This window comes from Anaerotignum neopropionicum (assembly GCF_001571775.1).
Lineage (GTDB): Bacteria > Bacillota > Clostridia > Lachnospirales > Anaerotignaceae > Chakrabartyella > Chakrabartyella neopropionicum.
On sequence record NZ_LRVM01000010.1, the window covers coordinates 87788 to 99893 of the forward strand.

Annotated in this window: 8 protein-coding genes and 1 pseudogene; 1 reads left to right on the forward strand and 8 read right to left on the reverse strand. The window is 37.2% G+C overall.

Translation table 11 applies throughout. From position 1 onward, the window contains the following. Positions 1–103 precede the first annotated feature (103 nt). The 8 genes from CLNEO_RS12800 to CLNEO_RS15950 all read right to left on the reverse strand — a co-directional run bounded on the left by CLNEO_RS12800 (position 104) and on the right by CLNEO_RS15950 (position 11011). Complete coding sequence (locus CLNEO_RS12800) at positions 104–751, reverse strand: peroxiredoxin (protein ID WP_066089777.1); 648 nt, start codon at positions 749–751, stop codon at positions 104–106. Between the two features lie 86 nt (positions 752–837). After that, positions 838–1059: a YdbC family protein gene (locus CLNEO_RS12805; protein ID WP_066089819.1), complete on the reverse strand. Its 222-nt coding sequence runs from the start codon at positions 1057–1059 to the stop codon at positions 838–840. 551 nt (positions 1060–1610) lie between these two features. Then, entirely contained in the window at positions 1611–5441 is a 3831-nt protein-coding gene (locus CLNEO_RS12810; protein ID WP_066089780.1) for an S-layer homology domain-containing protein, read from the reverse strand. Between the two features lie 32 nt (positions 5442–5473). Continuing rightward, positions 5474–5707: a DUF2442 domain-containing protein gene (locus CLNEO_RS12815; protein ID WP_066089783.1), complete on the reverse strand. Its 234-nt coding sequence runs from the start codon at positions 5705–5707 to the stop codon at positions 5474–5476. A gap of 93 nt (positions 5708–5800) precedes the next feature. Beyond that, positions 5801–8278, reverse strand: coding sequence for a helix-turn-helix transcriptional regulator (locus CLNEO_RS12820; RefSeq protein ID WP_066089787.1), 2478 nt, complete (start codon positions 8276–8278; stop codon positions 5801–5803). 1251 nt (positions 8279–9529) lie between these two features. Then, a complete protein-coding gene (locus CLNEO_RS12825) occupies positions 9530–9865 on the reverse strand; it encodes a hypothetical protein (protein WP_066089790.1) in 336 nt (111 codons plus the stop codon). A 17-nt stretch (positions 9866–9882) separates the two neighbouring features. Continuing rightward, positions 9883–10692 (reverse strand): hypothetical protein, encoded by an 810-nt coding sequence (locus CLNEO_RS12830; protein WP_162266478.1) that lies wholly within the window; start codon positions 10690–10692, stop codon positions 9883–9885. A 175-nt stretch (positions 10693–10867) separates the two neighbouring features. Continuing rightward, positions 10868–11011, reverse strand: a complete 144-nt coding sequence (locus CLNEO_RS15950; protein WP_157723583.1) for a hypothetical protein — start codon at positions 11009–11011, stop codon at positions 10868–10870. A gap of 224 nt (positions 11012–11235) precedes the next feature. Between CLNEO_RS15950 and CLNEO_RS12835 the strand changes: the two are divergent. Beyond that, positions 11236–12106: pseudogene (locus CLNEO_RS12835) on the forward strand (hypothetical protein); the annotation flags it as partial.

Below are 12106 nucleotides of genomic sequence, written 5' to 3' on the forward strand. Positions count from 1 at the left end.
AAGTATGCTCCTATATGGTAAAGCTTTGAAAATTTTTAGACAAAAAAACACCAGATACGGGATTGTATCTGATGCTTTGATGTTTTAATCTTATTCCAATAAATTACTCTTGCTCATCTAAATTCTTATAAACAAACCAGTCGGATAAACTACATATCCCTCTTTCCTTGTCTAATGCCGGAATATCATTTTCTCCTCTATGAAATAAAACCCTGTCTCCAATAATTTCATTATGAGGCCAATTTGCTGGAGAAAAAACTTTCTTAATAGACGCCAGTTTTAATGCTTTCACCGTTCTCAATATTTCATCAATGTTTCTCCCTATCTCTTTCGGATATTCCAACATAGTCCGTACTTTTCCATTATGATCTACAATAATTACTGCTCTAACTGCCGCTGTATCATCTTCATTTGGATGAATTAATCCAAGGGTTTGAGAAACATTTCTCTTTTCATCATCAATAATAGGAAATTCTATTTGAACATAAATATTTTCTTTTATCCATTGAATCCATTTCTCATGAGATTCTAAACTATCCACACTCAATCCAATTAATTCAACGCCTAAATCATCAAACTGTTTCTTTTTCTTTTGGAAAGAAACAAATTCAGTGGTGCATACAGGAGTAAAATCTGCCGGATGACTAAACAACACAAACCATTTTCCTTGATAATCATCTGGTAAATAAATCCTTCCCTTTGTTGTTTCTACTGTTATGTCAGGAAATTTGTCTCTAAGTGATATTTTCATAAAACTCCTCCTTACTAATAACTTTTATTTTATAATAATTATATACTATATTTACTAAATAACAAATAAAATATTGTTTTTTGTTTCTACAACTCCATCCCATTCAGTACATCTCTGAGTTTTTTCAATTCCTCGGCAGTAATAGTTACTCCCTTACCCATCTTTTCATGTTCAGGTGACCATTCTCGGATGTCATATTTGGGGCCTCTATCGTTCCATGAAATCAGGTTAAGTTCTTTCGTCCAGTCTTTTGCGTTTTCAGATAATACTCCGATTTCTTTGATTATGTCGTATTTGCATATTGCAATATTGATTTCTGCAAGTCTTCGGGAAAACTTCTTATTGAATACTTCTAATTTGCTGTATGCCTTGTCATATTGTTCCACATAAGGCAGTAATTCTTCAATCTTTGATACAATACGTTTTTGTTCTTCTACAGCAAAACGCACCCATCAGGAATATACTAATGAGTGCGCATACCTAGACTTTTTTATGTCTATCTTCTCAATGGTAAGACCTTTTCCTGTGTGGATAAACATATTTTTAAACTTTTAAACCCCAGTAAATTCAATGGGTCTAGCGTTCATATAGCAGACAGCTCGTTTCAACGTGGATTGAGAGGATAACATTGATGTTTTATGCCTTTGGTCGTTGAATGGAACTGGTCAATGTCAAACATCTATTGCAAAGCAATAATCAATTTCGTCATAATTAGATTTTTACTATTATTTTATAACTATCTAATAATGTCCACATATACAAAACCGTCGAAATTTTAAATTTCAACGGTTTTGATCTATTACAATTAATTTTTTGTTATGCCCCTGCGACTTTTTCTCACGCCATGACAGCAATCATCTTATTTTGCTTCTATATTATTCGCTAACAAGCTATAAAGCACTTGTGCCATTTCCCCACGGGTTGTGGTTTCCGTAGGAAGAATTTGTCCATGGCTACCGCTAACGGCACCTGTTTTTACAAAATACTCCAATGCTTCCTGTGCATAGGAAGAAATACTGCTACTATCCGTAAAATCAGAAAGTGTTCTTCCTGAATCACCTTCGGGCAGTAATCCCATGACATTCAACCCGTTGTACAACAATGTAAACATTTCTTGACGAGTAATTTCTTGTTGTGGTGCGAACTTGTTCTCGCCTACACCGTTGGAAATTCCAAGACGTTTGGCAGCCGCCAGAGAGGCGGTATAATAGGTATTGCCCGCGTCGGAGAAATTAAAAGTGGAATCATCTTCTCCTTCAATACCATATGCACGCATCAGCATTACAATAAATTCTCCCCTCGTCAGCTTCCCATCCGGGCTAAAATTTCCATTTCCTGTGCCTGTAGCAATGCCTCTTGCCGCCATAAAGCGTACTGCATTAGCATACCAAGCATTTGCAGGGACATCTGTAAAACTTATGTTTTGAAAACCGATTGCATAATCACTGAAATGAGTTGTGCTAAATACTACAGCTCTACTTTCACGGTCATAATGCCCATTTGTTACACAAACTGCATTGCCGCTACCATCAATATACCAAACAATAATGCCCTCGGGACTTTCAAGTTCTGCTTTTGTTGGGGTATAGGGAAGGCTTACAGTCACTGGTGCATCAGGATTATTCCACTGGGTCTGCTTTCCGTCTATGCTCAAAGTCAACTGAATCAACGGGCGGTCACCTATCGCTTTCTTGACCTCTTCAGAAAACTTGGAAGAATCCCCCTGACTAATGGTAATTTCTGCTTCCGTTCCCTTGTTTTCTGCAACCCCATGCAACATATTAGAAGGAATTGTTATGCTTCCTACCTCAGAGTTGAATGTTAGGCTACCTTCTCCACCACTGTTTAACAAGCTTTTCATCGGAATGCCTACCACAAAGGTATCTACATCCTGAATAGACGGTATCGTTGCCTCCACTGTACCACCTGATTTTATGATATCACCAAGCTTGGAATCTATGTTCATCTGGGCTTTTCCCTCACTTTTACTAACGTTAAGGGTGGGGGCGGTTACAGATACTTCTTGTCCATTTTCCATAGCCGAAACCGTTGCATTGTATCCTGTAGTTGCAGTAGTTGCAGTAGTCGCTGTGTTTCCTGTGTTTCCACTGCTGCTTCCACTACTGCCACCACTAGAGGAACCACTGCTTGATTTTTTTGCTGTCAACGTCACCGTATAAGTTTCAACGGAATCAGCTATTCCATCGTTTGCCGCAAAAACTAAGGTTGTGGTTCCTTTTACTGTGGGAGTAAATGTGTAATTTGCGTTTGCACCAACCGCCATCCCACCATTCATGGACACCGTATAGGTCATTGCATCATTATCCGCATCCATAAAGATATTCTCTAGATTGAGGGTATAAACAGATTTCACTTTTACACTTGCTGTAGCTGTTGCTGGAACCCCAATTTTTCTTACAGGGATTGTGTTTAAAGGAGCTTGCGCCGCTACCGCTGCCGTGGAAGCACCGCTATAGCCGCTATCCATATAATCAGAAGCTGCGCCTGCTACCGCCTTAACCTTGGCGCAATAGCTGCTTCCGCTTATAATTGTTGCCGAAAGGGGAATGTTCCCGCTAGTTCCAGTACAAGCAATCTCATCTCCTACCTCTGTTGTTCCGCTACTCTCAAGCATTTGTATTACGTAACCGCTAACCGTTCCCGTTTCCCCCACCCCAGGGGTAATCGTATAAGATAAGCCTCCGTTGGCAGCGTTGGCTGCAAGGGCTACGGTAGGTACCAGCAAAGGGGTTTTCGGGCTCAAAGAATACAAATATTCATAGCTATCACTTGAACCTGTAAGCTTGAAAGATGAATATCCACTCCCCAAAACAAGACACCCAATATTTTCAAGAGGTGCTGTAGTTGACCCCGAAACTGTTTTATTTCCAATCAAAAAATCCTCATTATGGGGTGTATATCCCGCTGTATCCAGCGTGATTTCAGCACCATTGTCAATTTTAACATTTGAAAAGTACAAATTCGGGCTTTCGCCGCCCCAGTCATTAAATAAAAAGGTTCCGTTTCCCGATAAAATACCATTGTCCCCTGCGGATTTTTCAAGCATAAAATACTTGCAGGTGATTGTACCATTCAGCGCTAAATTGCTGATATTTCTTACTGCAAATGCCGCAACAGTGGCATCAGCAGCTACACTCATGGTATCAAAACCCTTCATCTCATTTACTTCTAAGGTTCCGTTTACAATGAGAGATGAACCGTTTTGAATATAAATATCTTCATCAACACCAACGGTTCCGTTAATGGTGAGTGCATGCGGGATACTCCCAATATCCGTACAGTCAAATGAGATAGAAGCATCAGACAAAAGAGACAAATCTTTCAAGGTAATGTCAGCATTCAAGCTTTGATCACTGTTTAAGGTCAGATTATGATAGTTTCCATCAATGGAGCAAGAAACCGTAGGCATAGTATCACTGGCAAGAAGCGCAGTATCCTCTAACAGCGTAATGGTTTCCCCTTCCTGTACAGCCACCGCTGCCTCTGCCCAGCTTTCATACTTCGTATCGTCAATAGAAAAGACAGGGTTAAATTCCGTGGCAATCAAAGCCGTTGCATCGTCATCCGTTACAGTACCCAAAGCCCTATAGCCAGCCTCATTATCGATAATATAAATTTGTGCATCACCCATAGGCAGCCACAGATAAAGCTTTCCATCACTGTCGGTTTTCGCAGTAAAGGTCGTCTCTCCCACTGTGCAGGAAACCTCAGTATTATCCAAAGTACTTCCCCCGTTATCCTGTACTGTTACAGTGGTCAGGTAAACATTTTCATCATTATTATTTTTCGGCTCAGAATAAATTCTCATTGGCGATAATGCCTTTACTGAACCACCGGTTATTATTACTGTAGAAGCTAATACAATGCCGTAACCGGTGCCAATTGCTTCTACAGCATCTCTATTGCTTGTTGCGGTTACAGTCCCTCCTGTAATCAATATATTCCCATTTTGGTAGCCACCACCGCCAATGCCTGCTGCATTATTCCCAGAAGCATAGGTTTCTGCGGTTATTTCCCCACCATTTATAATAACGGAATTCACGCTACCATATAACCCTCCGCCAATGCCTGCACCATTATTACCCCCTTGCGCATGAATGATACCGTTGTTTATGGTAATGTTTCCTGCATGTGCAGTCACAGTACCTGGACTATAGCTGTTAAACGAGCCGCCAATCCCTGCACCGGATGGTCCTCCAGAAGAGGTAAGCTCCCCTGTTCCATCAATTACGACTGATGCATCCTTGGGTACATAAAGCCCTGCGAAGCCAATTTCACTGGTTCCAAGGGAAAGGGTATTTTCCGAACCATCTGCCAGTGTTAGATTGACGGTGGAATCCGCACAAATTGAAATAGGCGAAAAGTTGATTATGGTTATACTAACATCGTCCAGGGTTATGTTTGCCGTTGGTGCGGAAACAATAACATGGGTGGGGTGCTCCGTCTGGGTAACCGTTCCCGTTAGCTCATAATCACCCTCCTCCGTAATTGTTACTACATATTCTGTTTCGCTGTTAATCAACTCTGCTACGCAGGTATAGCCGTTTCCATCCTCACTAACCGTGGAAAGATCGATGGTTACGGGGTCTGCCGCAAATACAATCTGGGGCGTTAGCCCAGTCACCATTGTCAGCGTCATCAAAAATGACAAGATTCTCTTCTTTTTCATGGGTATCTCTCCTTAAAATAAAGTGTGCTAATTCAACAATTTTGGGCTATTTCAAAAATTTCTTTTACAGAAAGCTCAATGTACTCGTTCCAGCGAATACAATATTTATCCGCCACAGCACGGCAAAACAAATCTTTATCCTTCAACTGCTGAAATCTCATGGTTTTTAATTTTGCCTTCATATCCAGTATCAAGGTAGTACCGTTATCAAATTTCACCTTTATTGTATAATCGCTCTTAGGCTGAATGCTAATAATTATGGGCATACTACGACTCCTTTCAAAAAAATCCACCCTACAGCTATTGTAGAGTGGAAGTAAAAAAGCGTCTATTACCCAGTGGGTAATAATTTTATTATGTTATAGAAGCATCTCTTTCATAAGAAGTGCCCTTGATGTAATTCCCAGCTTGGTAAAAATATTTTTCAAATCACGCTTCACTGTATTTGGTGATATGTATAAAGCTAGACCAATTTCTTTGTTGTTTAAGCCTTTCATCACGAGTAAAGCGATTTCTTTTTCCCTTGGAGTGAGTTTTGGCCCATGGTTTGCAAAATGCTCAGCATTGATCCTCTTGATTGCCGTGGAGTATTGCTTTCTGATTTCCATTATTTTTTTCATAAAATCGGCATATAACTCTTCTTGCAGGATCTTTTCAAACAAAGATGTTAATTCATCAGCATTTTCCACAAACGGCATAATTAGAGCATCGGGCATCGCCATTCCTATTGCTCTTTTCAATGCATTTACACCCTCCTCCATGCGAGATAATCGCCAATTTGCCATCGCCACATAAATTTCAGTATAAATAGAAGCTAAAAGGTTTGGGTAAAAGGACGCCTGACGTAAAAACCCATCTGAAAGTCCCAGCAGCTTCGTGACCTTTCCCATATTCAATAGTACTTTTCCTAAAACAATATTGAAGAAAGCTAGGCTTGGGAAAAAAATATTGTTTTGTAAATATTCTTCTTCCATAAGCCAATCTGATTTTTGATAGTTTTGACCTAGGCAAGCATAAATATATGTATCGCAAAGCTCGATGGTATAAATCAGCGTATAAATCTGATCTTTCTTGATTTCATTACGCATTTCTTCCATCAAGGCTGTGGCGTGGGTAAAATCACTTTTTATCAGCGCCAACCTTGCAAGCAAAAAATTAGCACAAAGAACAATATCCAACTGCTGTTGTCCCGTTTTAGCTTCTGAGATTGCTTGATATACCAATATCTCTGCGTTTTCAAATTCGCCGATGTAATAATTCCATTCCGCTTCAAATAGGTTTCTTGAACCACTCCCATGTCCCCCCGTGTTGGCAGTATAGTTTTTGGAACTTTGATAAAATTCCACCCGCTCCTTTAAACTCCCCGCCTCTCTATGGTAAAGACAAAGTACGGACGGCGAGCCAAAGGTCCAACTGTTATTCGCAGAGATGGATTGGGGCGGAGCCGTAAGCAGAGCTACCGCTTTTTTAAAATGCTTGCCCATTTCCATCAAATCATTAAATGCGGAAATGCCCTGCAATAGCTCATACTCACCCATTAACTGTTCCTGCTCTTTTATGGAAAGGGAGGGGTTGTTTTCAACGCACCACAAAAATTCCCCACAAGCTGCTTCGAACAACGTATACTCATTATAATTAACAAACACAATCACTGCATAGACCAAAATCGCAATGGGATGCTTTTTCTTGATTTCCATTGGACAATTAGAATAACCTTTCAAAATAAACTCTTTTTGCTCCAAAAAAATACTGTCGCCCCTGTCTTGCTCAAGGGCAATCAAAAAACTGTCATACGCTTCCCCCTGAGAAAAGCATTTCATTGCAGATAAATACGCATTACTTCTTAAATGCAACGTTCCTATTTTATTCCAAATTTCTTTTTTTGTTTTTTCAGGGAGCTTTTGAAACTGCTCTTGGATACATGCGGAAAAAATACTGTGGAAGGTATAGTTTACGAAATCCGGCTCCAAGGTAATAAACGCATGATTTTCTATCAGCGTGCGAAGGTGATCCCCTGCTTTTTCATTCCACATATACTCCGCTTGCTCCAAGCTAAATTTATCAAAAAGACACATTGTTTTCAAAAATGCTTTGAGCTCGTCCTCAAGAGGTTCGTAAACTGCGTAATAAATCATTTCCGACATGCTTTTTGTAAGAATAAAACTGCCACACAATTCGTGTTCCCGTAACAATAAATATAAAGCCGAAACCCAACCCTCTGTACGACTGTAAATTTGCATTTTTTCTTCATCACTAATTTTAATTCCACATTGGAAATAGTATGCTTCGATGTCCTCTGGGGAGAATTCCAACATTTTGGTACCAATATAGTGAACGATCCCTTTTAGTTGTAGTTCCCCATTATTCTTAAATACGGAAGTTCTTGAGATAACAATAATATGCAGCCGTTGTGGTATATTTCGAATAAATAATTCAAGAAAAGCACTGACTTCCGCTGATTTTACGAAATGGTAATCATCAATTACAAAATAAGTATTTGTTGGAATTTGGAGTTCTTCAAGAGATAACATTACTTCTCGCTTCATCAAACTTTCTTTGGGCATTCCAATATTTTGCAGATGCTTTGCACAATTCTCATCTATCTTAGCGATACCCTGACAAAACCCATTCCAGAATTCAACTTCACTCTTACCATAAATACTTTGCCAAATCACAACGGCATCAAGATTTGTCAAAAACTCTTTGACAGCAGTAGTTTTCCCATAACCCATAGGGGCCTCTACAAGAGTACATGGGTAATTGGGTAATATGCTAAAGGCATTTTGAATTTGACGGTTAAAATATAAAATTTTCTTGTTCATATCATTGTTCGTCAAAAATAGCAACTCCTATCATATACTGTAGTTCTTTCTGCAATCTGGAATAGGATGCTGAATGACACCAAACTTCATAGGTCCTCCACCATCCCTAGCCCCTTGTGGTCTTAGTAATAATAAACTACATCCATTTTCAACTGTTACCCATAATGAGATTCCCCTTCGGTACGAGTTAAGACATTTATAGACAGTCGTGAGATTTTCAGGACAATTACAACCACTCCCTGCTCTTAAACAGGAATAAACTCCACATCGTTTCCAGAAAATCTCGTAATTTTCGTCACAGCCCTATGACTATTTCCCCATAATATTTATAAATCGTATTCTTTTTGACAAACTTTGTCAATATATATGTTCTTGCTTCTGCTCTACATAATGAAAAACACCCTGCATTTCTGCAAGGTTCTATCGACTTTTTCATGTTCTTTTATCTACTCACATCCACACTCATACCTGTTTTCAACTCAACCTCAAACTTATCACGGTATACCGTAACCTTCTCAATCAACCGTCTAACTAGCTGTTCATCGTATTCCTCAATTAACAGAAGTGATTACCTCGGTATTCATAGTCATAGGTACTAACTTCTGGTAGCTCGGTCGGCATATCCTTAGCATAAGTGCAGATAATACAAACGTAAATACTTTTTTATTATATCATTCCTCTTATATTAACCTAAATAAATATACTATTTATGTTAAAAGCATTAAACAAAATAAACACCAAATTAGATTGCCAAAGTTACATATCCCTTTTATACTATAATAGTAAGCATCCTGTTTGAAACAGGTTTTGTGTTGTCCGGCACGCTCTCTGATTTTTCATGCAGGATATTTTAAGCACCTCCCATTTCTGTTTTTCAAACAATTCAACTTTTTTCAGTACATTGTTGCATTGCTAATTAATAGGTTGTCAATAGCAATTACACAAATCTTACATCTTACCCCATTTCTCATTTAGCAATGTTTTTCACCACACCTCTTTAATTACTTATCTTTTTAATCTTTCTGGAACTTTTGGTTCATACAGTTTTCCGTGGCACATCATGATTGCAAAAAAGAATTCTTCATTATAATAGAGATGAATCCTCAAAAAACTGAGCAACAAAATAGTTCAAAGAGGATTCATTGCGATGAAACTTAATTTGCATCTTAAAATGAATATTATGTAGCTAACTTTCTTTCTCTCTCTGCTAAATAAAACCTCCAAACTAGTAATTTTAAGTATATCAGTTTGGAGGTTAGTAACTGCTTAAGTCTGAACAGTTTCTCTGTTTTTATTCTCATCTTTTAGTAGCTTTCTTAATTTAGTTAATTTCAGGACTTTTAATATGTATACCATTAGCAGTATAAAATAAACTGGGATAACTCGAACAATAATTTTAGAAAAGAGCGATGCATTGTCAATTTCTACTTTCATGAAATATGGTGTTATAATCATATAAAATATGAACACAGCAATACAATATACACAACAGATTATTGTTAGACCTGATAGCTTTATATCTTCGTTTATGGTGGAATATAATATGGTATCGCTCTTTGAAATATAGTCTATTCTTTCTTTAATTACATCTCTCTCATCCAAAGAAAACCTCCTCTTTATTAACTATGATCTATACATTCATAAAATTTCCCAGTGCTCATACTCCCCCTATAATTTACCTGTGTATAAAAAATTGCATCCATTTTTTTTGCAGATAGATAGGTATTTATTCTAAATTCACCTGAACTTTTATGGTAATATTGATTCAATGTATAAGACACCGCTGAACTTCTTGGGTCATTGGTAACTCCAATATCAAGAAGACTTGAAGCAAAACCAGTTGTAAATGCAAATAATAATGCTGCTGGCAATCCTAATGGACTAGCAATCGCAGCCGCTAATACTGCCGCCAATCCAGATCTTGTAGCATCAGAAAATGTCGTACAAAGCTGGACATTTGCACTTTTTTTAACCCCTGCATACACATTATATTCAGAAGCCCTTCCGTACGGACACGTAGTTGTAATATATTCTTCTCTTCCTGCTCTGAGTTGAACCTTATCATTTGCAGTTACCAATAAATTTGTATATTCACCTGAATCATCGTTTGAAATCATTACATTATCACCATTATAAATCAATTCGCCATTTTTGCAATATTCCAATTCATCAGTTTTATTACCTTCAACAATTTTCAACTTAACATTACCATCATCAGATTCTTTAAGTTGAATTTCTGCTACAAGACCATCTTCATATTGATATACATATGTAGCTTCACCTGTATCATCTGTAGAAACAGAAACCAACAATTCGGAAGGAATACTGTAAAATTGAATTTTGCTAATATCATTTACTGCTTTATCAAGATCACTATCTAAAACATTAGTACCAAGTAATGATCTTACAGCACTCTTGTCTACATCCATACTAATATACTCATCTGCAAATACTGCTATAGTAGCCTGCATTGTCATTATTATACACATTCAAATTGAAACAATTTTTTTAATCATGATTTTTTTAACTCCTCTCTCGAGCTAAACCGAATTAAGTTATTTTTCTTACATCAAAAAATATTATTTTACCCCATTTCTTTCTTGCCTATCTTTTCAACTTTTCTGGAACTTTTGGTTCATACAGTTTTCCGTGGCACATCATGATTGCAAAAAAGGATGCTGACGCACAAAGCATTTGTGCTGACAATTTAACGCTACTACTTGTTAAAAACTCTTTGATTTTTTTCATGATATTTCCTCCTTTTAATATTGACTAATAGTGACCTAATTTTTCTGTACGCTTGTACCTCCTTTCACGAAATATGTTATCACAAAACTTACCAAATTCTAGGGCTAGGTCGTGAAATAGCCTTTCTAGGTCGTGAAATAAGGTTTTTTACGATTGTATGTCTATTTTTGCCATGCTATGATATATGAGGAAAATATTTTAAAACATTTTTTACGGAGGAAATTATGTCATTTTTATGGATTGGATGGGAACTATTAATTAATATTGTTGAAGAAGGAATGTTTTGCTATCTACTTACAAAAACACTTGGATACAAAAAAGAAAAAGCCTTGCGACTTTTTCTTGGTTTATCTCTTCTGATTCTTTTTACTACGATACTAAACATTACAGTTAGTAATACAAATATTGTAATTTTCCTACTTTTAGTTGCAGACATTATTTTTGCAATGTTGAGTTTTGATTCTAATTATAGTTCCCGTTTTCTATGGGGGTGTGCTGCATCTATCATCGGAATTATTTCAAATACAATTGTTTTCTCTTTTGTATCAACTTTTACCAGCATTGATCTAAATACACTGACGATTTCGTCATTAATCCGAATCCAAATGACAATGGTTTATTTAGTTGTGTGTGCTATTTTTTACTTTACTATAATTCACATTACATCAAAAAAAAATATTATATTGCCACTTTTTTTTCGAATTATTTTATTCTTGATGTTATCCTTGGGAATTATTGCATCTGATAAGCTCCTTGACCTTTCCATACTCATTAACAACTATACTTATATTGAAAACGATGCATCTCATGTCCTTGATTTTATTGGAGTGGCTTATCTATCAATTTTATTGGGCTGTATTATCTTATTTGAAGTATTAGGAGCTTTCTATCAAAAAAACTCCGAACTTTCAATGCAATTACGAGAAGCAAGCCTAATGCAAACTCACTTTGAAAATATTCAGGCATCCATGAAAACACTACGTCAATGGAAACATGACTATCACCACCATACACAAGCTATGCATATGCTTTTAGAAAATGAGGACTATTCGGAATTAAGAAAATATTTAGCACAGCTTAATTCTGATTTTAAAA

What these genes read in the sequence shown, in the direction of transcription:
- CLNEO_RS12800 (WP_066089777.1), bottom strand. Translation starts at nt 751, where the DNA reads ATGAAAATATCACTTAGAGACAAATTTCCTGACATAACAGTAGAAACA.
- CLNEO_RS12810 (WP_066089780.1), bottom strand. Translation starts at nt 5,441, where the DNA reads ATGAAAAAGAAGAGAATCTTGTCATTTTTGATGACGCTGACAATGGTG.
- CLNEO_RS12815 (WP_066089783.1), bottom strand. Translation starts at nt 5,707, where the DNA reads ATGCCCATAATTATTAGCATTCAGCCTAAGAGCGATTATACAATAAAG.
- CLNEO_RS12830 (WP_162266478.1), bottom strand. Translation starts at nt 10,692, where the DNA reads ATGGATGTAGACAAGAGTGCTGTAAGATCATTACTTGGTACTAATGTT.
- CLNEO_RS15950 (WP_157723583.1), bottom strand. Translation starts at nt 11,011, where the DNA reads ATGAAAAAAATCAAAGAGTTTTTAACAAGTAGTAGCGTTAAATTGTCA.